A 24,211-nucleotide genomic window follows, 5' to 3' on the forward strand; every position below is an offset into this window, starting at 1 on the left:
GCCATGATTGCTGCCCATGTTCTCTTCCCGCCTCCCCCTGACTCCGCTGCGCCTGACCCTGGCGATGGCTGCCGCCCTGCCGCTGCTGGCCAGCGCCCAGACCGATGCCCCCTCTGACATGGCCCGCGTGACCGTCACCGGTTCCAACCTGCGCGTGACGCAGAAGGAAGGCGCCAGCGCGGTCCAGGTGCTCACCGCCAAGGACCTGGCGGCCACCGGCAAGACCGCCGTGGCCGACGTGCTGCGCGCGATCTCCGCCAACAGCGGCAACAGCTATAACGAGCAGTACACGGGCAGCTTCTCGGCCGGCACGGCCGGCCTGTCGCTGCGCGGCCTGGGCCAGAAGAACACGCTGATCCTGGTGAACGGCAAGCGCGTGGCCAGTTTCGCCACCGCGCAAAACCTGCAGGAGACCTTTGTCGATCTCAACAGCCTGCCGATGGAGGCGGTGCAGCGCATCGAGATCCTCAAGGACGGCGCCTCGTCGGTGTACGGCTCGGACGCGGTGGCGGGCGTGGTCAACATCATCCTGTACCAGCAGTTCACCGGCACCGAGATCAAGGCACAGGCGGGCAGATCCACCGAAGGCACGGGCCAGACCGAAAAAAGCGTGGCGCTGAAAACCGGTTTCGGCGACCTCGATCGCGATGGCTACAGCGTGGTGCTGTCGGCCGACGCGATGGAACGCGACAAGCTGCAGCAAAGCGATGTGGCCTGGATGGCCGGCAGCGACTTCCGCAGCTACAAGAATGGCACGCTGGCGTGGGTGCCGACCAATTACTACGGTACCGACCCTACCCGGCTGCTCGGCGGCGTCCAGGGCCCGCTGCAACTGGTGCCTTACGACGCCATCACCCCGGGCAAGGCCGGCACCGTGCTGGCGTATAACCCGGCCCAATATAAAACCCTGATCCCGGGCGTGAAACGCGTGCACACGGCGCTGCTGGGCACCGTGCGGCTCGATGCCGACACCGACGCCTACGCCGACCTGCTGTACGGTTATTCGAGCGCCGCGCAAACCTTCAGCGCGCCGCTCACGGTGGGCACCGGCCTGCGCGCATGGAACAACGCCACCCAGTCGCTCGACGACATCGCCGTCACGCTGCCGGTGGGTCACCCGAACAATCAGGGCGCCACGCCGGTGGCCATCAACGCCACGCTGTTCGACCTCGGTCCGCGCATGAAGGTGGGCCGGGTGGACTTTTACCGCGCGCTCACCGGCATCAAAGGCACGGCGGCCGGCTGGACCTACGATGCATCGATCGGCCGCTCGGGCAGCAAGCTCAAGGAGACGGTGGATAACTTCGTCAATCGCTACGTGTTCCAGGACGTGCTGGCCAACGGCAGCTACAACTTCGCCAACCAGTCGGCCAACGGCGAAGCGGTGCGCCAGGCCCTGCGCCTGTCCACCCTGCGCCCGGCGGAATCGACGTTGACCACGGTGGACTTCTCGGCCTCGCGCGATCTGTTCGCGCTGCCGGCCGGCACGGTGGGCTTCGCATTCGGCGCCCAGTGGCGGCGCGAGGAAATGGATTCCAACACGTCCACCTTTGTCTTGAGCGGCACCGAGCTGCGCCCGGCGATCAATATCATCAAGGGCCAACGCGACGTCTCGGCGCTGTTTGCCGAGTTTAACGTGCCGCTGCGTCAGGACCTGAACCTGAACCTGGCCGGCCGTGCCGACCGCTACGACGATTTCGGCAGTTCGTTCTCGCCCAAGGTGAGCCTGCGCTACGAGCCGTTCAACTGGCTGCTGCTGCGCGGCACGGCCTCGCGTGGCTTCCGCGCGCCGTCGCTGCCGGAAAGCACCAACAGTACGGCGGTCAGTTACGCCAACGTGCTCGATCCGCGCGATCCGGTCTCGCCCACCCAGGCACGCGGCATCACCAACATCACGCGCGCCAATACCAATCTGAGCCCGGAGCGGTCGAACAACCTGAACCTGGGCGTGGTGATCGCGCCGACCAAGAACAGCAGCATCGGCCTCGATTACTACCGGATCCGCCAGAAAGACGTGATCGGCACCGAAACCGCCGACACCATCATCGCCAACGAAGCCACCGCGCCACAGAACATCGTGCGCGGCGTCGATGGCCGCATCCTGACCTTGTACCGCCAGTATGCGAACCAGGGCGAACGTCACGTGTCGGGCCTCGACCTCGACGCCCGTTATAAATTCATTGGTGGTGGCTGGGGCAATCTCACCATCAACGGCCAGCTGAGCCGGGTATTGAAATTCGAAGCGCCGCTGTCCACCGGCGCCAGGCTGACCGACGGCGCCGGCACCAACTACTTCGGCTCGATACCGAAATGGCGCGGCGTGACGGCGGCTACCTGGGACATCGGCCAGTGGTCGAACACCGTGACCTGGAACTACACCGACGGCTACGAACAAACCACGCGCAAGGGCGACACCGTGGCGCCGATCGGCACGCTGGACCTGAACCTGGCGTGGCGGGTGACGCCGCAAACGTCGGTGGGACTGGTGGTGTCGAACCTGACCGACAAGCGGCCGTCGTGGGATTCGTCCACGGCATTCTTCGACTACACCCAGGCCGACCCGCGCGGGCGCTTTGCTTCACTCAAGCTGTCGCACAAGTTCTGATAGTTTGACTGGCGACCAGGCCCGCTGCGGCGGGTCTTAGTTTTTTACGGCTTCAGCTGCCAGCGTTTGGTCCAGCCGTTGCTGGCCCTTGGCCGCGTAGTCGCGGCAGGCCTGGCGGTCGATGAAGGCGGTATTGCCTTCGGCCGGCTGGCGCGCCTTGCGCTGCCACAGGTTGCTGGCCTCCGGGTGGGCGGACACCAGGAAGTCGCAATCGAATCCATTTTCTGCAACTCGGCGATACCGCCCGCGTGGTCGAAATGCTCGTGCGAGTTGAGGATGATTTTAATGTCCTCGAGCTTGAAACCCAGCTGACGAATGTGCCAGGCAGCCACTGTCACAACTTCTTACAAATATAGCTTGCGATTAGATCGCACACTATGTATAGTGATGTTCATGGGCGCTACGCAAATATAAAGACGCAGCGCCAACGTGAAACAACGCATTAAAATTGAAAAGTTGTTCCCTCATTCACCGTAGTCTCTGAAAGGAATACATCATGTCGATCGAAAAAGTTCTCTACCGCGCAACCGCCACCGCTACCGGCGGCCGTGAAGGCAAAGCCGTCTCGTCGGACAACGTGCTGGACGTCAAACTGACCACCCCGAAAGAACTGGGCGGCGCAGGTGCAGCCGGTACCAACCCTGAGCAACTGTTCGCAGCCGGCTACTCGGCCTGCTTCCTGGGCGCGATGAAATTCGTCGGCGGCCGCGACAAGATCGCCGTGCCAAGCGACGTGTCGATCGAAGGCACCGTGGGCATCGGCGCCATTCCGACCGGCTTCGGCATCGAAGTGGAACTGAAAATCTCGCTGCCAGGCCTGGACCGCGACACCGCGCAGAAACTGGTGGACGCTGCCCACATCGTGTGCCCGTACTCGAACGCCACCCGTGGCAACATCGACGTCACGCTGACCATCGTTTAAGCTCAGCCGCAGTACCGGAAAAGCCGGCATTCGCAAGGATGCCGGCTTTTTTCACATACAATTATCGTTTCGCATACTTCCGGAACGCACATGATTGAGTGGCAATGGTTACCCTTTGACGACATCCCCGCACGCGACTGGTACGAGGTGCTGCGCCAGCGCCAGCAGGTGTTCATCCTCGAACAAACCTGCCTGTATCCCGACATCGACGGTCTCGATCCGCACTGCCACCACCTGATGGCGTGGCGCACGGTCGATGGCCAGCGCGTGTTGCAGGCGAGCTTGCGGGTGCTGCCCCCGGGTCTCAAGTACGACGAGATGTCGATCGGCCGCGTGCTCACCACGCAGGCTGCGCGCGGTACCGGCATCGGCCGCGCCCTGCTCGATTACGCCATGCCGCTGGTCGATGCGCTGTACCCGCGCGACGCCTGCCGCATCGGCGCCCAGGCGCACCTGGAAAAATTCTATGGCGGCTATGGTTTTGTCACCGTGACCGACCCGTACGACGAGGACGGCATCATGCACATCGACATGCTGCGCCCTGCTTCCCTCACTTCCTAAAACGTCAGCATGAAACGCGCGCCGGCGCCGACCGGCCGCGCATAGCGCACCGTGCCGCCGTTGGCGTGCACCAGGTGCCGCACCATGGCCAGGCCGATGCCGCGGCCCTGCTTTTTGGTCGAGAAAAACGGCGTGAAGATGTGCGCGGCCAGCGCTGCCGGCACGCCGGGGCCATTGTCGGCCACCTCGATGCGCAGCCGCCCGCCCCGGCTCAGGCGCGCGGTGACGGTGGCCTGCGGCTGCGCCACGCCCGCTGCGGCTGCCGCCTCGGCCGAATTTTTCAGCAGGTTGATCAGCGCCTGTTCCAGCTGGCCCGCATCGATCACCGCTTCCAGCGACGCCGGCTCCACCGCAAACACCACCTGCCCGCCCATGGCCTGCCAGCCAGGCGTCACCAGCGCCGCCAGCCGCGCGAACTCCGCTGCCAGCGCCACCCGTTGCGGTTGCGCCGCCGGCACCGTGGACAGGCTGCGGTAGCTGGCCACGAAATCGACCAGGCTGGCGGCGCGGCGCGCAATCGCATCGAGCGCGGTATCGAGGTCGGCGTGGATATCGGCGGGCAGCGTGGCTGCCGCGTCGTCGAGCAAGCCGCACGCGGTGCGCGACAGCGAGGCCACCGGCGTCAGCGAATTCATGATTTCGTGGGTGAGCACCTGTACCAGTTCGCGCCAGGCGTTCAGCGCTTCCGCTTCCAGTTCGCTTTCCACCGGCATCAGCGCCACCAGCCGCTGCGGCGCGCCGTGCAGCGCCAGCGCGGAGACAGCCACCAGCGCCCGCTCGGCGCCGCGCTCGGTGTCGAAGCTAACCAGTCGGCGTTGTCCCACCGGCTGCGCCGCCAGCAGCTCGCGCAGCGCCGCTGGTGCGCTGGCGCGGCCCGGCGCCAGCAGTCGGCGCGCACTGCCGTTGAGCGGCGCCAGCGCGCCGGCGCCGCTGGCGTGGTCGAGGCGGAACAGCGCGATTGGCGCATGTTCGAGGCGCGCTTCCAGCGCCAGCAGCGCTGCCAGCTTGTCGTCGCAGTCCCTGGGGGACGCAGCACCACCGCCGGTCGCCTCCATGCGCGGCGGGCGGCGGCCCAGCGCTTGCAGGCAGCGCCATAGCAGTGCGGCCGGCATCAGGCCGAGCAGCGCACACAGCACGATGCGGCGCGGCTCGGGTGTGAGCGCGTCGGCCGCCACGGCCAGCGCCAGCAAGGCCGCCACGGCGGCGGCCACGCCGACCTGCAGCCGGCGTTCAGATGCCATGCTTGCCCAGCTTGCGGTACAACGCGGCGCGGCTGATGCCCAGCGTCTTGGCGGCGTGACTGATATTGCCATTGAACCGGGCCAGCGTGCTGGCAATGGCGTGGCGTTCAAGCGCGTCCAGCGTGCCATCATGATCTGTGCAGGATGGGGCGAACACGGGCGCTAATGTGCTGGCGTTGGTACCGCCGCTGCCGTCGATGGCGGCTGGCGTCATGGTGGCGGCCGGCAGCGCCGGGCCGCCCAGCGCGAAATCGGCCAGCCCATATTGCGCGCCCTGCCCCAGGATCACCGCCCGTTCGCACGCATGGCGCAGCGCGCGCACATTGCCGGGCCAGTCGTAGCGCACCAGGCTGTCGAGCGCCGCGCCGGCCACCGTGCGCACAGGACGTTCGTACTGCGCCTCGTACATCTTCAGGTAATGCGCCAGCAGCAGCGCGATATCGTCGCGCCGCGCGCGCAGCGGCGGCACGCGCAGCACGATGGTATTGAGGCGGAACAGCAGGTCGGGCCGGAACACGGCCGGGTCGAACAGCCGCGTCTCATCGAGGTTGGTGGCACTGATGATGCGCACGTCGATCGCCTCGGGCTTGTCGGCGCCGATCGGCGTGACTTCGCGCCGTTCCAGCGCCGTCAACAGCTTCGCCTGGGCGGCCAACGGCATGTTGCCGATCTCGTCGAGAAACAGCGAGCCGCCGCGCGCGGCCTGGAAGCGACCGGCACGGTCGGCGCGCGCGTCGGTGAAAGCGCCCTTGCGGTGGCCGAACAACTCGCTCTCGAACGTCGATTCGGGCAACGCGCCCATGTCCACCGCCAGCAGCGTGCCGGCAGCGCGGCGCGACTGCGCGTGGATCGCGCGCGCCACCAGTTCCTTGCCCACGCCGTTTTCACCGAGCACCATCACGTTCGCTTCGGTGGGCGCCACGCTGGCGATCAGCGCGTTCAGTTCGCGCATCGCGTTCGATTCGCCCATCAGCTCCGAGGAAGCGGCAGGTGTGCGCACGGCAGCGCGGCGGGCCAGTGCCTGGTCCACCGTGGCGACCAGGCGCTCGTTGTCCCATGGCTTGGTGATGAAATCCACCGCGCCGCGCTGCAGCGCTGCTACCGCCAGCGGCACGCCGGCATAGGCGGTCATGGCAATGACCGCCGGCGGTTTCGGCTGCGCGCGCAGCAGGTCGAGCAGCGCCAGCCCTTCGGCGCCGTCGATGCAGCCGGGCGTAAAATTCAAATCGAGCAGCACCACGTCCGGTACGCCCTGGGCCAGCAGCGCCGGCAGCCCGGAAGGATCGCCGAGCGTGGCCACGGCGCCATGGCGGCGGCGCAGCAGCAGGCGGGCGGCAGTGGCGACATCGGGGTCGTCGTCGAGGATCAGGATGTGGGCGGACATGTGGTCATTCTAGCAGCGCGCCAGCGGTGCGGGGACGGCCCCGGCGCCGGTTGGCGGATGCCGCCGCCACCACTGTCCATCTGCGAACAGCGGGCGGTGTTCGATACCGGACACCTGCTCCCGCCACACCCGCGCAACCCGCATGATTGCTGGCTTGCTGTGCATGGCACACGCTTTGCTGTACGTCCGCCATGCACAGCAAAAAAAATTCACCGGCCCCCACCACCTTGCCCGCCAGCGGTGCGGCCATGGACACCATCGTCCCGCGCCGGCGCGGACGCCGCCTTGCCATCGGTGCCGCCATCGCGCTGACCTTGCTGATCGCTGGATATGCGCTGTGGTCGATACTGCCGCGCGGCCTGCGTGTCGATGGGACCGACTTGCGCATCGGCCAGGTAACGCGCGGCGTGTTCATCGACGACATCGTCGTGCGCGCCAGCGCCGAGCCGCTGCATTCGGTGATCCTCGACGCGGTGGAATCGGGCCGCGTGGAAGAAGTGCTGGCGGTTGACGGCGCGCTGGTCAAACAGGGCGAGCTGCTGTTCCGCATCTCGAATCCGCAGCGCCACCTGGAGCTGCTGGCGCGCCAGTCCGAGCACGCGGTGAGCATCTTCAACCTGTCCAATTTGCGCGTCGCGCAGGAAGCCAGCGCCAGCGACCACCGGCGCCGCCTCGACGACCTGCGCTTCAACCTGGAACAGGCGCAAAAACGCCACGACCGCAACGTGCGCCTGGCTGCGCAGGGGTTTATTTCGTCGGTGGCGCTCGAGGAATCGAAGGACCAACTGGCGCAGCAGCAGCACCTGCTGGCACAGCAGGAACTGGCCGCCACCACCGAAGCGCAGGTACGCAACGCCGCCGCCCAGCAACTGGAAAGCGCCATCGACGGGCTGGACTCGGGTTTGAAGCTGGTGGCGGGCACAGTGGATGCGCTGGCCGTGCGCGCGCCGGTGGCCGGACGGCTCACCAATTTCCGCTTGCAGGTGGGCGAATCGGTCGCCACCGGCAAGAACATCGGCCGCATCGACGATCCGGCGCGCTTCAAGCTTGCCGCCAGCGTGGACGAGTACTACCTCAATCGCATGGCCGTGGGCCGCCACGGCGCCGTGACCCAGGACGGCCGCGACTACCCGGCCGATATCCGCGCCATCTACCCGCAAATCAAGGACGGCCGCTTCATCGTCGACCTGGTGTTCACCAGGGAGCAGCCGCCGGTGCTCAACCCGGGCCAGAGCCTCGATGCGCGCATCACGCTGGGCGAGCCGGCGCCGGCGCTGCTGTTGCCCAACGGCGCCTTCATCAACGACAGCGGCGGCGCCTGGGTGTATGTGCTGGACGCCGCTGGCGGTGGCGCCGAGCGGCGCGCCGTGCGCGTAGGCCGCCGCAACAACGCCCAGCTCGAAGTGCTGGCGGGGCTGCAAGCCGGAGACCGCGTGATCCTGTCCAGCTACGCCGCTTACGGAAATTCACCACGGCTGCAACTCGCGCGCTGAAAACTGCAGTAAATTCCCTCATCAACCAGAAAGGCAATCGCTATGCTCAAACTCGTCGGCGTCAGCAAGATCCACCAGGCAGGAGAAGTGCAAACCACGGCGCTCGATCGCATCGACCTGCATATCGAGGCCGGCGAATACGTGGCCATCACCGGGCCATCGGGCTGCGGCAAATCAACCATGCTCGGCATCCTCGGCCTGCTTGATGTGCCCACCCAGGGCGAGTACTGGTTCGAAGGCCGTAACATCGCTGGCTGGAGCGAATCGCAGCTCAATACGCTGCGGCGCGGGCGCATCGGCTTCATCTTCCAGAGTTTTAACCTGATCGAAGAACTGACCGTGTTCGAGAACGTGGAACTGGCGCTCGAATACAACGGCACGCCGGCACGCGAACGGCGCACGCGCGTCACTGCCATGCTCGACAAACTGGGCGTGGGCCACCGCGCCGCGCACCGGCCGTCACAGCTGTCGGGCGGCCAGCAGCAGCGGGTGGCGATCGCGCGCGCATTGGTCGCCGGCCCCGCCGTGCTGCTGGCCGATGAACCGACCGGCAACCTCGATTCCGCCCACGGCGACGAAGTCATGCGCCTGCTACGCCAGATCAACGCCGAAGGCACCACGGTGGTGATGGTCACCCACTCCCCCGACCATGCGGCGCAGGCGTCGCGCACGCTCAATTTGCTCGATGGCCGGGTAGTGGTCGACGCGCTGCAGGCGGCATAAGCCCATGAACCTGCGCGACTTTCGCATCGGCTGGCGCCTGCTGGTGCAGCAACCGGTTTATTCGCTGGTGGTGATCGGCGGCCTGGCCGTGGGCTTTGCGGCCTGCTTCCTGTTGTTCGGCTACGTCGCCTACTGCCTCAACTACAACAGTGCGGTGCCTGATCACGACCGCGTCGTGGTGGTCAAGCAGCGTATCAACGGGTTTCCCCGCCCCGACTGGCAGCTGATTGCGTATGTGCCGCTGCGCGATCTGGCCATCACCAGCGGCCTGGCGCAAGCGGCCACCATCGCCCTGCCCCTCGATGTGCCGCTGCGCGCTGACGCCGACCTGCAGGCGCTGCCACTGGTGGTGGTCGATCCGGCGTTCGGCGCCATGTTCGGCGTGCGCGCGCTGGAAGGCGACCTGGCGGCGGCGCTGGGCCGGCCCGACGGCCTGGCGCTCACCCGCGCTGGCGCGGCCAGGCTGTTCGGCGCCGGCCCGGCGCTGGGACGCACCGTGCGCGCCGCCGACGCCGCACTGCTGGTGCGGGCCATCCTGCCCGACCCACCGGCCAACGCCAGCGTCACCTACGAGGCGCTGGTGGGCAGCGGCAGCAGCGCCTGGGCCGAGCGTACCACCGCCGTCAGCGATTGGGGCCGCGCGCCGCTGTACCTGAAGCTGGCGCCCGGCGTATCAAGCGCACAACTGGCTGCCATGCTGCAGCAAGCCACTGACGTGGCGCCGCCCACCGTGCGCATCCGGAACAGCACCGTGGGCAAAGCCCTCAATGGCATGAAGGTGAGCGATATCAGCGTGCTGCCGGTACGCGATATGTACTTCGATCCGGACCTGGCCGCCAGCCGCACCGGTGCGCGTTATGGCCAGCGCAGCACCGTGGCCGGCATGGCCGCTGGCGGCCTGCTGATTTTGCTGCTCGCTTCCATCAACTATGTCAACCTGGCCACCGTGCGCACCCTGCGCCGCCAGCGCGAAATCGGCATCCGCAAACTGCTCGGTGCCAGGACGCCGCAATTGATCCGCCAGTTCCTCAGCGAAGCGGTGCTGACCGCCTTGCTGGCCGCCAGCGCCGGTCTGCTGCTGGCGTGGCTGCTGCTGCCCATGTTTTCCGACCTGGTCAACCGCCGCCTGGAAGGCGTGTTCACGCCCGCGAACTGCCTGCTCGCGCTGGCCGGCGGCGCGGTCGTTGGCGTGCTGGCTGGCGCCTATCCGGCGTGGCTGGCGCAGGCGGCATTGCCCGGTCCCGCGCTGGCAGGACGCGGCAACAGCGAAACCATCGGCGGCCTGTGGGTGCGGCGCCTGCTCACGGTACTGCAATTTGCCAGCGCCATGGCCATTGGCGCCACCGCGCTGGCGGTGGGCTGGCAAACCTGGTATGCCAGCCGCGCCCTGCCCGGCTTCGATCCGCGCCAGTTGCTGGTACTGGCGCTGCCGGAAAACTCCGATACGCCGGCGGCCAAGAGCCTGATTGAACAACTGGCACGCGTGCCGGGCATCGACGGCGTGGCCACGATTTCCGAGGCGGTGGGGCGCGACCGCATGAAGCTGGTCACCATGATGGTCGCGCCGGATGGTCGCGACATCCGCGTGGAAGGCAAATTCATCAGTCCGAACTGGTTTGCGTTGCACGGACTGGCAGCGCTGCACGGCCAGCTGTTCGATCCGCAGCGGGCGGCATCAAGCACCCCCTCCCCGTCGGACGATGTCGTACTCAATGCCGCAGCTGCCCTGGCGCTGGGCTATGCCACGCCCGAACAGGCCGTGGGCAAGAACCTGCCGCGCGGTGAGCATATTCTCGGCATCAGCCCCGAGGTGCGCTTCCAGGACTTGCGGGCGCCAGCGGGCGCCATCATTTACCGCCTGCGCCCGGGCCGTACGCTGGCCATCCGCAGCAGCGACAGCTTTGCTGTCGCCTACGACCAGGTGGCATTGCTGTGGCAGCGCCATTTTCCAAACCAGATCATGGACCTGCAGCGCCAGGAGACCGTGCTGGCCGACCGCTATGCCGACGACGCCCGCGTGGCGCGGCTGCTCGGCTACACCAGCGCGGTGGCGCTGATACTGGCCGCTTTCGGCATCTATGTGCTGTCGGCCTACAGCGTGCAGCGGCACCGGCGCCAGATCGTGCTGCGCAAGCTGTATGGCGCTCGCCGCCGCCATATCGCCGTGATGCTGGGCCGAGAATTTTCGCTGCTGGTCGGCGCCGGCGCGCTGGTGGGACTGCCACTGGCAGCACTGGCGATACAGCGTTACCTGGCCGCCTACACCGAGCGGGCGCCGATCGGCGCCTGGACGCTGGCCGCCGCGCTGGCGCTGGCCCTGCTGGTGGCGCTGCTGGCCACCAGCCGTCACACCCTGGCCGCACTGCGCATGGCGCCCGTGGCGGCGCTGCGCGATTGAACCCATCGAGGAGAGACGATGAACTTCTTCAATCTGGCGCGCCATTGGCGCATCGGTCTGCGCCTGCTGGCGCGCCAGCCACTGCAATCGGCCATCGAGTTGCTGGGCCTGGCCGCCGGCTTTGCCGTGTGCTTCCTGCTGCTCGGCTATGCGCGCTACGCGTTCACTTACGACCGCGACGTGCCCGCCCGCGAGCAGGTGTACCTGGTCAAGCACCGGCTCAATTTTATTCCGCAGCCACAGTGGATGGAGTACACGCCGTTCGCGCTGCGCGAAGTGGCGTTACGCAGCGGCTTGCCGCTCGATGTCAGCGCCTGGTGGCCGCGCCAGGCCACCGCGCGCCTGCAAGGGCTGCCGCGCGCGGTGGAGGTCACGCTGGTCGATCCCGCATTCGAGCGCATTGCCGGTCTGCGCGCGCTGGAAGGCGACTTGCAGCAGGCGCTCACGCGGCCCGACGGCCTGGCCGTCACGCGCCAGGCGGCGCGCCAGTTGTTCGGTGATGGCAGCACCACCGCGCTGGGCCGCACGGTCGAGATCAACGGCCAGACGGTGCAGGTGCGCGCGGTACTGGCCGACCGCCCCGCCAACAGCACCATCCAGTTCGGCATCCTGGCCGGGGTGAACACCGCGCTGTGGCCCGAGCCCGAGCGGCGCCAGGCGCTGGCCAACTGGATGGGTATCGGCGGCCGCATCTACGTCAGGACCGGTCCCGGGGTGCAGCCGGGCGCGCTGCAACAGGTGCTGCAGGATGTGATCGACCGGGCGCCCTGGGGCGACATCGCTACGCCCGAGATGAAGGCGGCGCTGGGACAGCGCAAGATGGTCGATATCGCCCTGGGGCCTTTGAGCGAGGCGTATTTCGACCGCAGCGTGGCCGGCACCATGGGCACCGGCCCGCGCGGTGATCGCCGCCTGGTGCTGGCGATGGCCGGCGCCGGCGTGGTGATTTTGCTGCTCGCCGCGCTCAACTACGTCAACCTGGCCGCCATGCGCGTGGTGCGCCGCCAGCGCGAGATCGCCATGCGGCGCGTGCTGGGCGCTGGCACTGACCAGCTGCTTACGCAGTTCATGATCGAGTCGGTGCTGCTGTCCACCGCTGCCGCTGCTGCCGGGGTGTTGCTGGCCTGGTTGCTTGCGCCGGTGGCGTCCGACCTGCTGGCGTGGCCGCTGGCGGGCCTGTTCACGCCGGCCAGCGTGGCGCTGGCGCTGGCCGGCGGCGCAGTGCTGGGCGCGGCGGCAGGCGTGTATCCGGGCTGGCTGGCGCGCGGCGTCGATCTCGGGCGGGTGCTGTCGCATCGCAGCGGCGAGACGGCCGGTGGCGCGTGGCTGCGGCGCGTGCTGGCGGCGTTGCAGTTCGGCGCGGCCATGGCCATGGGCGCGGTGGCGCTGGCGATCCTGTGGCAAACCCGCTTTGCAGCGACCGCGCCGGCCGGCTTCGATGCGGCGCCGCTGCTGGTGGTCGAGCTGCCGCGCGGCGATGATACGGTCCCGGTAGCGGCGCTGCGCGACGCGCTGGCCCGGCTGCCCGGCGTGGCAGGCGTGGCCGACAGCCGCTCCGTGCCGGGACGCGACGACGGCACCGGCACCCTGGGCAGCGTGGCGGTGCAGAGGCTCGATGGCAGCAGCGCCTCGCTCACCGTGTACGCCGTCGGCGCCGATTTCTTCGATGTGTATGGCCTGACGCCGGTGGCGGGCCGCCTGTTCGATCCGCGCCTGGAGCGCACCGGCGGCCCGGGCGCCGGAAAGCCAGCCGAGCACGCGCCCAAGCACGCCGCCGGTCAACCGGACGGGCAGAATGGCGGGCAAGGTACCGAGCAAACTATCGGGCAAGGTATTGGACAAAGTATCGAACAAGACCGGCCGGTAGTGCTCAATGGCGCCGCAGTGCGTGCACTGGGCTGGCAGTCTGCCGCCCAGGCCACCGGCCAGCGGATTGTCGGAACCTCGTACCGCATCGTCGGCGTGGCGCCCGATATCCGCTGGGAGTCCTTGCGCGCGCCGGCGCGGGCTATCCTGTACGAGCTGGCGCGCGACAGCAATCTGCTGACGGTGCGCCTGGCAGGCCGAAGCGACCAGGCCGCAGTGGCCGCAGCAGCAGCGGCGATTGCCGCCACAGTCGCCCGCTACGTGCCCACCGCGCCGCCGGTGGTGCGGCGCGCCGCCAGCTACCCGGCCGAAGCCTATGCCGCCGATGAACGGGTGGCGCGCATGCTGGGCTGGGCAACCGCAATGGTGCTGGCGCTGGCGGCGTTCGGGGTGTATGCGATGGCGGCCGCCAGCGTGCAGCGGCGCGGGCGCGAGATCGTGCTGCGCAAGCTGCATGGCGCCGGCCGGGCCGCGATTGCGGCGCTGGTCGCCAGGGAATTCGTGCTGCTCACCGGCGCCGCCGCGCTGCTCGGGCTGCCGCTGGCGGTGCTGGGCGTGGAGCGCTACCTGGCGCCGTTCGTGGCGCATGCGCCTTGGGGCCGCTGGGCGCCGCTGGCGGCCCTGGCGCTGGCGCTGCTGGTGGTGGCGCTGGCCGCCGCCCGCCATACGCTGGCGGCGATGCGCACGTCGCCGGTGCAGGCGCTGCGCGATTGATACCGGACTGCACGAAAAAAAACGGCGGCATCGCTGCCGCCGTTCTTGCCTGGGGGATGTCGATTACGCCGCTGGCGCGGTATCCGTTACACCCACCAGTTCGAGTTCGTATATCAGCGAGGTGTTGGGCGGAATGCCGGTAGTACCAGTGATGCCGTAGGCAAATTTCCCCGGAATAATGATCGTGCGCTTGCCGCCCACTTTCATGCCCAGGATCGCATTGTTAAAGCCTACGATGGTCTGCATCTTTGTAACGTCTGTGGTGAGAAGGAACGAGAAGGGCTTCACTGACGTATCGGTAGAGACGTTGGTTTGAATCTGCGTGCCGATCAGGTTGGCACGAGTTCCGTCGTAGAAATACAAGGTATAGCGCACCTGAGGATACTTGCCTGCCACGGCCTCAAGACCTGATCCCACGGTGGGAGGCACCAGATCGGTCACCACGGCAGGCGGCGTTACAGGAATGATATTGGGCAGCATGGAAACGGACACCAGCGTGATGTCGTACACCAGCGGCGAATTGGCCGGCACTGCGGGGAATGTCTTTGTGGCGTCATTCTTTGCCGTCCTCGCTGCAATGGCGGTCGGGCCATACGCCAGGATGGCCGGCAGCACGACAGTGCGCTTGCCGCCCACCTTCATGCCCACTACTGCCTGATCGAAGCCGATCAGCGCAGTGGTACCAGCAAGAGGCTTGCCCGCGCCCAGCGTAAACGGCTGCATCGGGAATTCGGGGAACATCGATTCGCCCGGCACCGACGTTTCCACGACCGCGCCCTTGCCATCCGCCTTGGAGCTGTCATACAGGTAACCGGTGTAGGTGACGGTCACCAGCTGCGAGTCCTTCGTATATTTGTTCAGGATATTCTTGTTCTGGGGAAGAATCGTACTATCGGCGGCATCGACGGGATCGTAGATCGTCACCACGGTGCCGGCCTTGGCTTCGGTACCCGTGCCTACCAGCGTATCGGTCTGCTTGTACTCCGGCTGCACCACCACCACGGCTTCCGGCGCCTTGTAATGGCCGCCGCACGCGGTCAGCGCGGCTGCGCCGATAACAGCCGCAGCGATCAGTTTCAACATCGATTTCATGATTACCTTTGAGGATAAGTTCGTATTCCTTGGCAGCTTTGCAGCTTTTCAGGAGCAGAAGTGTAGCAGACCGGGCACCCAGTGCCCGGGCCACAACATTCGGTTACATATTTTTGCGGGCGCGCCTGCCTAGATTTCCACCTGCGTACCCAGTTCGATCACCCGGTTGGGCGGAATCTGGTAGTAGTCGGCCGCGCCGCGCGCGTTGCGCGACATGGTCACGAACAGGTGTTCGCGCCACGGCGCCATGCCCTTGTCCGGCGCCGAGATCACGGTCTGGCGGGCGATGAAGAACGAGGTTTCCATCATTTCGAACGGCAGGCCCAGGCATTCGCACTGCTGCAGCACTTTCGGCACGTCCGGTTCGTCCTTGAAGCCGTAATACACGTTGACCTGGTAGCACTGGTGGCCCAGGTCGGTCACTTTCACCTGCTCGGCCACCGGCACATAGGGTTCCTCGACAATGTGGACCGTGAAGAACACCACCCGCTCGTGCAGCACCTTGTTGTGCGACAGGTTGTGCAGCAGCGCGTGCGGCACGCCGTCGCTCTCGCCGCGCAGGAAGATCGCGGTGCCGTACACCCGGGTGGGCGGCGCCACGAACAGCGAGTCCATGAATTCTTCGAGCGGAATCGCATGCTTTTGCAGGTTGGAGAACACCAGTTCGCGCCCGCGCTTCCAGGTCATCATCACGGTAAACAGCACGATGGCCAGCAGCAACGGGAACCAGCCACCGTGGAACAGCTTGAGCGTGGTGGCCGAGAACAGCACGATGTCGATAGTGATGAAGAAACCGGTGGCCAGCAGGCATACCCACAGCGGCAATTTCCAGCGGTAGCGGATCACGAAGAACGTCAGCAGCGTGGTGGCCAGCATGGTGGCGGTGACCGCGATGCCGTACGCGCCTGCCAGCTTATCGGACGAACCGAAGCCGACCACGGCCATCAGCACCACCACCAGCTGCAGCCAGTTCACGGCTGGAATATAGATCTGGCCGATCTCGGTGGCCGACGTGTGGTTGATGCGCATGCGCGGCAGCAGGCCCAGCGCGATGGCCTGCTTGGTCATCGAGAAGGTGCCGGAAATAGTGGCTTGCGAGGCGATCACCGCCGCCGCCGTGGACAGCACCACCAGCGGGTACACGCTCCACGCGCCCAGCTGCTGGAAGAACGGGTTCGAGACCGCTTCCGGATGGGTGAGCAGCAGCGCGCCCTGGCCCAGGTAATTGATGGCCAGCGCCGGGAACACGATCAGGAACCAGGCGGCGCGGATCGGTTTCTTGCCGAAGTGGCCCATGTCGGCGTACAGCGCTTCGGCGCCGGTAAACGCCAGCACCACGGCGCCCAGCGCCACCAGCGCGATCATGCGGTTTTCCAGCATGAAGTGGAACGCGTGCATCGGGTTCAGTGCAGCGACGATCTCGGGGGCGGCAACGATGTTGATCACGCCCATCACCGCCAGCGCGGCAAACCACAGCAGCATGATGGGGCCGAACCAGCGGCCGATGCCGGCCGTACCCTGGTGCTGCACTGCGTACAGCGACACCAGCACAATGATGGTCAGCGGCACGATGTATTGTTCCAGCCCGGGCGCGGCCACTTCCAGGCCTTCGATCGCGGACAGCACCGAGATGGCCGGCGTGATCACGCTGTCGCCGTAGAACATGGTGGCGCCGAATACACCGAGCACCAGCAGCGGATAGTGCCAGCGCGGCGCAGCCTTGTTGACCGAATTGAGCGCCAGCGCCATCAGCGCCATGATGCCGCCCTCGCCGCGATTGTCGGCGCGCAGCACCAGGCTGACGTACTTGAGCGAGACGATCATCGTCAGGCCCCAGAAAATCAGGGAAATGATGCCCAGCAGGTTGGCTTCGTTGAGCGCCAGGCCGTGGTCGGGATCGAAAATGGTCTTGAGGGTGTAGAGGGGACTGGTACCGATGTCGCCGTAGACGATGCCGATGGCGGCCATGGTCAGCGCGGCAACGCTGCTTTTCTTGTGTTGCTCGGTCAAGATTGCACCTGTTGTTGTTTTGGTGCATTGCACAGTAGGACAAGGTCCGTCAAAACGCAAGGAGATTTTGGCATGGAGGATGGCATCGGATTCGTTCCAATTCGTCAATATCGCCAGTGTACGCCGCTGTGCGCCGCGTGGGCGTCCGCCTTGCAGTGTGCGAGCAAGTTGAGGCCAGCAAGCAACGCCCGGATAGGTCATAATGTCAGACCGACCACAAGTTTCGCCGCCTTGCACCATGAACCCAGGAATTCTCTACGCCGCCTCCGCCTTTATTCTCTGGGGAATTTTTCCACTGTATTTCCACGCCATCCGCGAAGTGCCGCCGCTGGAAATCCTCGGTCACCGCATGCTGTGGTCGCTGCTATTCCTGGCCATCGTGCTGACCGTACGCCAGCAATGGAAATGGTTGCCGCAAGTGGCGCGCCAGCCGCGCGTGCTGGGCGCCTTCATTGCCAGCGCATTGCTGCTGTCGTCGAACTGGTTCGTGTATATCTGGTCGGTCAACAACGGCCACGTGCTCGACGCCAGCCTCGGCTACTTCATCAATCCGCTGATCAATGTGATGCTGGGCATGCTGGTATTGAAAGAAACCCTGCGCCGGGGCCAGTGGCTGGCCATCGGCCTGGCCGCGTGCGGCGTGGCCTGGCTCACGTGGTCGGCCGGCGAATTGCCGTGGATTGCCTTAATTTTGGGCATCTCGTTTGCCTGCTACGGCCTGCTGCGCAAGACTGCCGCGCTGGCTGCGCTCGAAGGGCTGTCGCTCGAGACCATGCTGCTGTTCCCGCTGGCGCTAGGCTACGTGGTCTGGCTGACCGTACACGGCCAAAACACCTTTGTGAACACCGACACCGGCGCCACGCGCTGGCTGCTGGCGGCGGCCGGTCCGATTACCGCGATCCCGCTGCTGCTGTTCGCGGCCGGCGCGCGCAAGATTTCCATGTCGGCGCTGGGTCTGCTGCAATACCTGTCGCCGAGCTTGCAGGCGCTGCTTGGCGTGTGGGTCTTTCACGAAGCGTTCCCGCAGGAGCGGCTGATCGGCTTTGCGATTATCTGGACCGCGCTGGCGCTGTACGTGGCCGAAGGGCTGTGGGTCAGCCGGCGTAACAGCCCTAAATAGTGGACGCAAGAGTGGGCGTAACAGGGGATTTGTCGTATCCTGTCGTCCTTCCCCGGATTTTCACCGCGATTTTTACCGCGCTTTTTTACCGCGCTTTTTACCGATTCATTTCACCGAGACACTGAATGGCAAATTACGTCTATACCATGAACCGCGTGGGCAAAATTGTCCCGCCGAAACGCCAGATCCTCAAGGACATTTCGCTCTCCTTCTTCCCGGGCGCAAAAATCGGCGTACTGGGCCTGAATGGCTCCGGTAAATCGACCTTGCTCAAAATTATGGCAGGCATCGATACCGACATCCAGGGCGAAGCGCGCCCGATGCCGGGCCTGAACATCGGCTACCTGCCGCAGGAACCGCAACTGGACCCGGAAAAAACCGTGCGCCAGGAAGTGGAATCGGGCCTCGGCGAAGTGTTCGAAGCGCAAGCCAAGCTCGACGCCGTGTACGCAGCCTATGCCGAGGAAGACGCCGACTTCGACGCCCTCGCAGCCGAACAGGGCCGCCTGGAAGCGATCATCGCCTCGTCCGACGGCGGCAACCTGAACCTGCAACTGGAAATGGCCGCCGACGCGCTGCGCCTGCCGCCATGGGATGCCAAGATCGGCGTGCTGTCCGGTGGTGAAAAGCGCCGCGTGGCGCTGTGCAAGCTGCTGCTGTCCAAGCCCGACATGTTGCTGCTCGACGAGCCAACCAATCACCTGGATGCCGAATCGGTCGAATGGCTCGAGCAATTCCTGCTGCGCTTCCCGGGCACCGTGGTCGGCATCACCCACGATCGCTACTTCCTCGACAACGCCGCCGAATGGATCCTGGAACTCGATCGTGGCCATGGCATCCCGTGGAAAGGCAACTACTCGTCGTGGCTGGACCAGAAACAGGCGCGCCTGAAGCAGGAAGAATCGACCGAATCGGCCCGCCAGAAAGCGCTGCAGAAAGAACTCGAATGGTCGCGCCAGAATCCGAAGGCACGCCAAGCCAAGTCGAAAGCCCGCCTGGCCCGCTTCAACGAGTTGAGCGAGCACGAATACCAGAAGCGCAACGAGACACAGGAGATCTTCATCCCGGTGGCCGAGCGCCTCGGTAACGAAGTGATCGAATTCAAGAACGTCTCGAAGGCGTTTGGTGACCGCCTGCTGATCGACAACCTGTCGTTCACCGTGCCGCCGGGTGCCATCGTCGGCATTATCGGCCCCAACGGCGCCGGTAAATCGACCCTGTTCAAGATGATCGCCGGCATCGACACGCCGGACAGCGGCGAAGTGGCGATCGGCCAGACCGCGCGTATTTCGCTGGTGGACCAGAGCCGTGACGAGCTGGGCAACAGCAAGACCGTGTTTGACGACGTGTCCGGCGGCGCCGACATCCTCAGCGTGGGCCGCTTCGAAATGCCGTCGCGCGCCTACCTGGGCCGTTTCAACTTCAAGGGCGGCGACCAGCAAAAAATCGTCGGCAACCTGTCCGGTGGTGAACGCGGCCGCCTGCACCTGGCCAAGACCCTGCTCAAGGGCGGCAACGTGCTGCTGCTCGATGAACCGTCGAACGACCTGGACGTGGAAACCTTGCGCGCGCTGGAAGATGCGCTGCTCGAATTCGCCGGCTCCGTGCTGGTGATCTCGCACGATCGCTGGTTCCTCGACCGTATCGCCACCCACATCCTGGCCTTCGAAGGCAACTCGCAAGTGACCTTCTTCGACGGTAACTACCAGGAATACGAAGCGGACAAGAAAAAGCGCCTCGGCGAAGAAGGCGCCAAGCCGAAACGTATCCGCTACAAGCCGCTCACGGCCTAAGCAGCAGGGCCGGCATCACGCCGGCCTCTCGATCTGCCCGCAAAACGCAAAAAAGCCACCGGATCGACCGGTGGCTTTTTCTATGAGGAGCTAAGCGACGTTCGGCTTAGAAAGCGTAACGCACGCCGGCAGTAACAGCACCGCTTTTACGACCGGTGTCGATGTCGTTCTTGCCGTAGTGTTCGTATTCCAGCGACACTTTGACGTTGTTGGTCACAGCGTACTCGGCACCGACCGATGCGTACAGCGCGGTCTTGTTCTTGTCGCCATTGACCGACGAGATACCGGAGGTGCTCACTTCGTTGGTGTTGCGAGCCACGCCGAGCTTGCCGGTCAGCGCGATTTGCTGGTTCACAGGCCACGTGCCTTTACCGGCCAGGTAGTACGAGTGGGCATCGGTACGCACGCCGCCTGGCAAGCCGCCAGCGGTGTAGTTATACGATTTTTTGCCGAAATCGGTGTAACCGCCTTCAACTGCCCAGGTCTGGTCGATATTGTAACCACCGTAGATCTTGCCGCCAGCCTTGTAGCCGCTGTGGTTTTCGCCACTTACCGCGTTAGGAGCATTGAATTCGTATTTGCTGCCGACGGCGCCAACACCGACGTAACCGGTGCCTGCGTCATCGGCGTAGGCGGAGGTACCAGCCAGGGCGGCTGCGGAAGCAATAACTGCCAGAATAATTTTTTTCATGATCTCGATCTTTCAGCAAAAGTGGTTATGGACTTGCTTGGGATCGCAATTCTCTCTGTGTTGAATCGCGATGTGTTCAAGATACCACCAGATGTCGAAGGCGTCACGACCGAATTAGTAATAAGTGTAACGAGATGTGAGCCAAACGAATGACTGCAAATTCGTGTAACGACAAAACTTAAGCGAGGCTTAAGAGATTGCGTCAAAACCCCTGGCAAAAGGATAGCTGGGTGCGCCAACACTCACAAGATCAGCCGGAAAGTGAGGTTGATGCGCGGGCCGCGCGTGGCGCGTTCCTTGTTGATACCGTGGGTCCAGTGTTGCTGGAGTGTGCCAGCCATCAATAGCAGGCAGCCGTCGCCCAGCGCCAGCTTGATGGTCTGCGGTCGGGTACGGTGCTTGAGGATGAAGGTGCGCGGCGCGCCGAAGCTGACCGAGGCGATGGCCGGCTCGGGGCCCAGCTCACGCTCGTCGTCGGCGTGGAAACCCATGCTGTCGCGCTCGTCGCGGTAGTAATTGAGCAGCACGCTGTTGAAACGGCAGCCGGTGGCCTGCTCGACTGCCTGTTTAATGTGCAGTTGCAGCGGCGTAAATGGCTGGGGATCGAAGGTCTTGCCGGAATAGCGATACCGCGCTTCGCCATGCCAGGCCGACAGGCGCGGTTGCCAGTGCAGTTTGCCCCACACCTGGATTTGTTCAGCACGCCAGTCGGTCTCGTCGCGCAGGCGGCAAAAGATTTCTTCCGGCGACAAGTCCAATAGGAGGCGTTGCTGAAAGGCGAGCCGGCCATCCTCGATCGGGATGGCAGTCAGGGCAGTGGCGGCAGCGTCTTCAAAAAGGTCCATGCGCGCATGATACCTCCATGGACCCCGAGATGAACTTAAGCGTACGCCTCTGCCAGCGACATCACGCGCGGGGTGATGGCAACGCCGATGCTGGAGAACAAGGCAGTAATGGCAGCCATATTGCCTTCCAGTTCTTCGGCTTTCCAGCCCTGGAACAGGTCGGTGCCGTCTTTCTGGAAATGCAGGTCCAGCACCTTGCCGCGATCCTTGTGGGTATAGCCGCCGCTATAAGTATTCTTGAAGCCCAACTCGGCCAGCTTTTCCAGCACGGCGGTCGGCGGATGGTCGGGGTCGGTGGCAATGAATACGCCGAAAGTCTTGCCTGGCGGCTTGGCGGCGATATCGACGTCGTAAATGCCCGGCGCTTTCGTCACGGTGGTGCTTTTCAAAAATAACATTCTTTACCCCTATACAATTGACGCCAGCGCGGCACTTTGTGAACTGTTAATTTCTCAGAAAAAACATTCTGAGAATCAAGCTTATTGCTTATCAGGGCGTTTGTCGATGTATCAACGGAGTTATTTGTCAATTCGTGGCATTTCAACTGCAACGCCGCAGTGTTTGGCCGTCATCGAGATTTTCGACGCGCCAGTGCCGTGGTCGGTGCGACCAGGTCGCGGTACAGGTCGCCGGTGGGTGCGTCCCATTGCGATACCGCCTGCTGCTGGCGCGCTACGGTGGCCAGGTCGCCGCGTGCGATCGGCCCGCTGAGCGCGGTGGCAGCACCGAGCCGAAACACGTTGGCCATCGATTCGAACGCCAGCGGCTGCGCCATGCGCCGCGCCACGTCCTCGGGCACGCCGGCCGCCTGGTAGGCGCGCAGCGCGGCATCGAGCACGGTCACCAGGTAGTTGCTGGCAAACACGGCCGCTGCGTGATACACGGTCTTGGCGCCAGCGTCGATCGGCACCGGCTGCGCGCCGATCGCTTCGAGCGCCGGTATCAGCACTGCCAGCGCGGCAGCGTCGCCCTCCACGCCGCAATAGGTGCCGTCGAAGTGGTCGGCCACCGCCGCCGAGTCGGCAAAGCTGCGGATCGGGTGCACGCTGGCCACCAGCGCACCGGCATCGCGCGCGGCCTGCAAGTGGGTGGAAGCCAGGGCGCCGCTGCAATGGAACACGATGCTGCCGGCCAGCGGCACGGCAGCGGCCAGCGCCGCGCAGGCCGCTTCAACCTGGTCGTCGCCCACGGCCAGCACGTGCACCTGCGCCGCTTTTAGTTGGTCGTAGCGTTCGACCGGCTGGCCGGCGCCAATAAAATCCACCGCCTGGCGCGCCGAGGCGGCGGACCGCGTGAGCACCTGGCCGATGTCAACGCCGCCCTGGCGCGCCAGCAAGCGGCCCAGCACCCGGCCCACGTGGCCCGCTCCCACCAGGTTGAGCGTTACTGCCATCAGAAACCCGCGCCCGGCTGGCTCAGGTATTCCTGTTCTTCCGGCGTAGACGGACGGTCGAGAATCTCGTTGCGATGGGGGAAGCGGCCGAAGCGAGCAATCACTTCGTGGTGCTTGTGGGCGTAATCGAGCATGCCGGCGATGCCCTTGGCCAGCTCGGCCGAGGCGGCCACCGTGGGGTCGCCAGCCAGGCGCGTGTACAGCGCCACCGCCAGGTCTTGCTGCGCCAGGTCTTCCGCGTGCTCGTACGGCAAGTACACAAAACTGCGTTGCAGCGGCGGCAGAGACAAGTCCTGGCCCGATGCAACCAGGGCCTGCGCGGCAGCGAGCGCCTGCGCGTCGCCGGCAAATGCCTGCGGTGTACCGCGATAAACATTGCGGGTAAACTGGTCGAGCAGCAGGATGCGCGCCAGCGTGCCGACCGGGCCCTGCTGGTCCCATTCCTGCAAGCCGCCCGCTACCGCCTGGTCGATCAGCGCGCCGAAGCGGCGGCCAATCTCGGCGTCGAACCCGTCATCTTTCTTGAACCAGGCGGTGCGCATGGCGTCCGCCGGTTGGCCCGGGTCGGGGGTGAACCAGAAATCGAGCACGTCCTGGGCTAATATGGTCATCTTAATTCCTTGCGTGGGAGAGTTGGAAACTGTGGATGCCGTCGAAATCGGCCAGTTCGGCCGACAGCACCGACATCGGCGCCCCGCTGCGTTTACTGAAGGCGATGGCGACAAAACGCCACTCCTGCATGCCGCCGTCACTGCCGATCATCAGCGAGCCGCCGGCAATTTCATAGCCGCGCTGCAGCGCCATCTCGCGTAGTGCCTGTTCCTGCGGCCGGTACCCGGCCTTGAAGCGCATGGTGATCGCAATCGCATGGCGCGACGGCAGCCACGCCTCCACCCGCGTGAGCAGCACCATGGAGCCGGCGCACAAAATGGCCAGCCCGATCGCGCCCAGGTAAAAGCCCACGCCCACCATCACGCCGATCACCGCCGAGGCCCAGATCGACGCGGCCGTGGTCAGGCCGCTGATATTGAACCCCTCGCGCATGATCACCCCGGCGCCGAGGAAGCCGATGCCGGTGACGATGCCCTGCACAATGCGGGTGGGGTCGGAGTTGATCAGGTACTGCGACACGTGGCCGCCGAACCAGTGCCCCGGATAACCGCCGATGACGGTGAGCGCGGCCGATGCCATGCACACCAGGCCATAGGTGCGCATGCCGGCCGCGCGGCCGTGGTACGAGCGCTCGTAGCCAACCACCAGGCCCAGCGCCAGCGCCCCCAGCAAATTAAGCAGGATCACCAGGTTGGTGGCCACTTCCGACTGCGACCAGTACGCGCCGAGGAATTCGATTGCCGGCATG

20 protein-coding genes and 1 pseudogene are annotated in these 24,211 nt (G+C 65.3%); 9 read left to right on the plus strand and 12 right to left on the minus strand.

Annotation, left to right across the window (positions count from 1 at the left end; all coding sequences use genetic code 11):
* Nucleotides 1-16 precede the first annotated feature (16 nt).
* Nucleotides 17-2,605: a TonB-dependent receptor gene (locus F8197_RS20165; RefSeq protein WP_152883328.1), complete on the plus strand. Its 2,589-nt coding sequence runs from the start codon at nt 17-19 to the stop codon at nt 2,603-2,605.
* 36 nt (nt 2,606-2,641) lie between these two features.
* On the opposite strand, the gene F8197_RS29475 is transcribed toward F8197_RS20165, so the two are convergent.
* Both F8197_RS29475 and F8197_RS29480 read right to left on the minus strand, forming a co-directional pair.
* Nucleotides 2,642-2,803 carry a hypothetical protein gene (locus F8197_RS29475; protein WP_373996942.1) on the minus strand — a complete coding sequence of 54 codons (162 nt, stop codon included), beginning with the start codon at nt 2,801-2,803 and terminating at the stop codon, nt 2,642-2,644.
* Between the two features lie 41 nt (nt 2,804-2,844).
* Nucleotides 2,845-2,943 (minus strand): annotated as a pseudogene (locus F8197_RS29480) (MBL fold metallo-hydrolase); the annotation flags it as partial.
* 158 nt (nt 2,944-3,101) lie between these two features.
* On the opposite strand from F8197_RS29480, the gene F8197_RS20175 reads away from it, so the two are divergent.
* Nucleotides 3,102-3,527: an organic hydroperoxide resistance protein gene (locus F8197_RS20175; protein ID WP_152883329.1), complete on the plus strand. Its 426-nt coding sequence runs from the start codon at nt 3,102-3,104 to the stop codon at nt 3,525-3,527.
* A gap of 90 nt (nt 3,528-3,617) precedes the next feature.
* Nucleotides 3,618-4,088, plus strand: a complete 471-nt coding sequence (locus tag F8197_RS20180) for a GNAT family N-acetyltransferase (RefSeq protein WP_152883330.1) — start codon at nt 3,618-3,620, stop codon at nt 4,086-4,088.
* On the opposite strand, the gene F8197_RS20185 is transcribed toward F8197_RS20180, so the two are convergent.
* Together F8197_RS20185 and F8197_RS20190 are read right to left on the minus strand one after the other, a co-directional pair.
* Nucleotides 4,085-5,329 carry a PAS domain-containing sensor histidine kinase gene (locus tag F8197_RS20185; RefSeq protein WP_152883331.1) on the minus strand — a complete coding sequence of 415 codons (1,245 nt, stop codon included), beginning with the start codon at nt 5,327-5,329 and terminating at the stop codon, nt 4,085-4,087. The two genes, F8197_RS20180 and F8197_RS20185, sit on opposite strands and share 4 nt — an antisense overlap.
* A complete protein-coding gene (locus F8197_RS20190; protein ID WP_152883332.1) occupies nt 5,319-6,713 on the minus strand; it encodes a sigma-54 dependent transcriptional regulator in 1,395 nt (464 codons plus the stop codon). Before F8197_RS20190 ends, F8197_RS20185 begins: the two co-directional genes overlap by 11 nt.
* Nucleotides 6,714-6,904: 191 nt before the next feature.
* Here F8197_RS20190 and F8197_RS20195 point away from each other — a divergent pair, with 191 nt between their 5' ends.
* The 4 genes from F8197_RS20195 to F8197_RS20210 are packed head-to-tail and all read left to right on the plus strand — an operon-like array spanning nt 6,905 to nt 13,907.
* Nucleotides 6,905-8,206 (plus strand): efflux RND transporter periplasmic adaptor subunit, encoded by a 1,302-nt coding sequence (locus F8197_RS20195; RefSeq protein WP_152883333.1) that lies wholly within the window; start codon nt 6,905-6,907, stop codon nt 8,204-8,206.
* Nucleotides 8,207-8,248: 42 nt separating this feature from the next.
* Nucleotides 8,249-8,929 (plus strand): ABC transporter ATP-binding protein, encoded by a 681-nt coding sequence (locus F8197_RS20200; protein WP_152883334.1) that lies wholly within the window; start codon nt 8,249-8,251, stop codon nt 8,927-8,929.
* Nucleotides 8,930-8,933: 4 nt separating this feature from the next.
* Nucleotides 8,934-11,327, plus strand: a complete 2,394-nt coding sequence (locus F8197_RS20205; protein WP_152883335.1) for an FtsX-like permease family protein — start codon at nt 8,934-8,936, stop codon at nt 11,325-11,327.
* Between the two features lie 18 nt (nt 11,328-11,345).
* Entirely contained in the window at nt 11,346-13,907 is a 2,562-nt protein-coding gene (locus F8197_RS20210; RefSeq protein WP_152883336.1) for an ABC transporter permease, read from the plus strand.
* A 63-nt stretch (nt 13,908-13,970) separates the two neighbouring features.
* Here F8197_RS20210 and F8197_RS20215 read toward each other — a convergent pair whose 3' ends face one another.
* Nucleotides 13,971-14,999, minus strand: coding sequence for an FKBP-type peptidyl-prolyl cis-trans isomerase (locus F8197_RS20215; RefSeq protein ID WP_152883337.1), 1,029 nt, complete (start codon nt 14,997-14,999; stop codon nt 13,971-13,973).
* A gap of 129 nt (nt 15,000-15,128) precedes the next feature.
* Nucleotides 15,129-17,009: a potassium transporter Kup gene (locus F8197_RS20220; protein WP_152883338.1), complete on the minus strand. Its 1,881-nt coding sequence runs from the start codon at nt 17,007-17,009 to the stop codon at nt 15,129-15,131.
* 238 nt (nt 17,010-17,247) lie between these two features.
* Here F8197_RS20220 and rarD point away from each other — a divergent pair, with 238 nt between their 5' ends.
* Entirely contained in the window at nt 17,248-18,129 is an 882-nt protein-coding gene (gene rarD, locus F8197_RS20225) for an EamA family transporter RarD (protein WP_152883339.1), read from the plus strand.
* Between the two features lie 125 nt (nt 18,130-18,254).
* On the plus strand, nt 18,255-19,922 hold the full coding sequence (ettA, locus tag F8197_RS20230) for an energy-dependent translational throttle protein EttA (protein WP_152883340.1): 1,668 nt from the start codon (nt 18,255-18,257) through the stop codon (nt 19,920-19,922).
* Nucleotides 19,923-20,028: 106 nt separating this feature from the next.
* Here ettA and F8197_RS20235 read toward each other — a convergent pair whose 3' ends face one another.
* From F8197_RS20235 to F8197_RS20260, 6 genes are all read right to left on the minus strand, one after another.
* The gene (locus F8197_RS20235; protein ID WP_152883341.1) at nt 20,029-20,613 is read right to left on the minus strand and encodes an outer membrane beta-barrel protein; all 585 of its coding nucleotides are present in this window, start codon (nt 20,611-20,613) and stop codon (nt 20,029-20,031) included.
* Between the two features lie 242 nt (nt 20,614-20,855).
* Nucleotides 20,856-21,458 (minus strand): alpha-ketoglutarate-dependent dioxygenase AlkB, encoded by a 603-nt coding sequence (locus tag F8197_RS20240; RefSeq protein ID WP_152883342.1) that lies wholly within the window; start codon nt 21,456-21,458, stop codon nt 20,856-20,858.
* A 35-nt stretch (nt 21,459-21,493) separates the two neighbouring features.
* Nucleotides 21,494-21,856, minus strand: a complete 363-nt coding sequence (locus F8197_RS20245; RefSeq protein WP_152883343.1) for a hypothetical protein — start codon at nt 21,854-21,856, stop codon at nt 21,494-21,496.
* A 170-nt stretch (nt 21,857-22,026) separates the two neighbouring features.
* Nucleotides 22,027-22,851, minus strand: coding sequence for a Rossmann-like and DUF2520 domain-containing protein (locus tag F8197_RS20250; RefSeq protein ID WP_152883344.1), 825 nt, complete (start codon nt 22,849-22,851; stop codon nt 22,027-22,029).
* Nucleotides 22,851-23,462, minus strand: coding sequence for a DUF924 family protein (locus F8197_RS20255; protein WP_152883345.1), 612 nt, complete (start codon nt 23,460-23,462; stop codon nt 22,851-22,853). Before F8197_RS20255 ends, F8197_RS20250 begins: the two co-directional genes overlap by 1 nt.
* 1 nt (nt 23,463) lies before the next feature.
* Nucleotides 23,464-24,210, minus strand: a complete 747-nt coding sequence (locus F8197_RS20260; protein ID WP_019924005.1) for an MgtC/SapB family protein — start codon at nt 24,208-24,210, stop codon at nt 23,464-23,466.
* Between the last annotated feature and the right edge of the window lies 1 nt (nt 24,211).

Origin of the sequence: Duganella sp. FT27W, from assembly GCF_009295655.1 — a bacterium.
In the GTDB taxonomy this organism is placed as follows: domain Bacteria; phylum Pseudomonadota; class Gammaproteobacteria; order Burkholderiales; family Burkholderiaceae_D; genus Rugamonas; species Rugamonas zoogloeoides.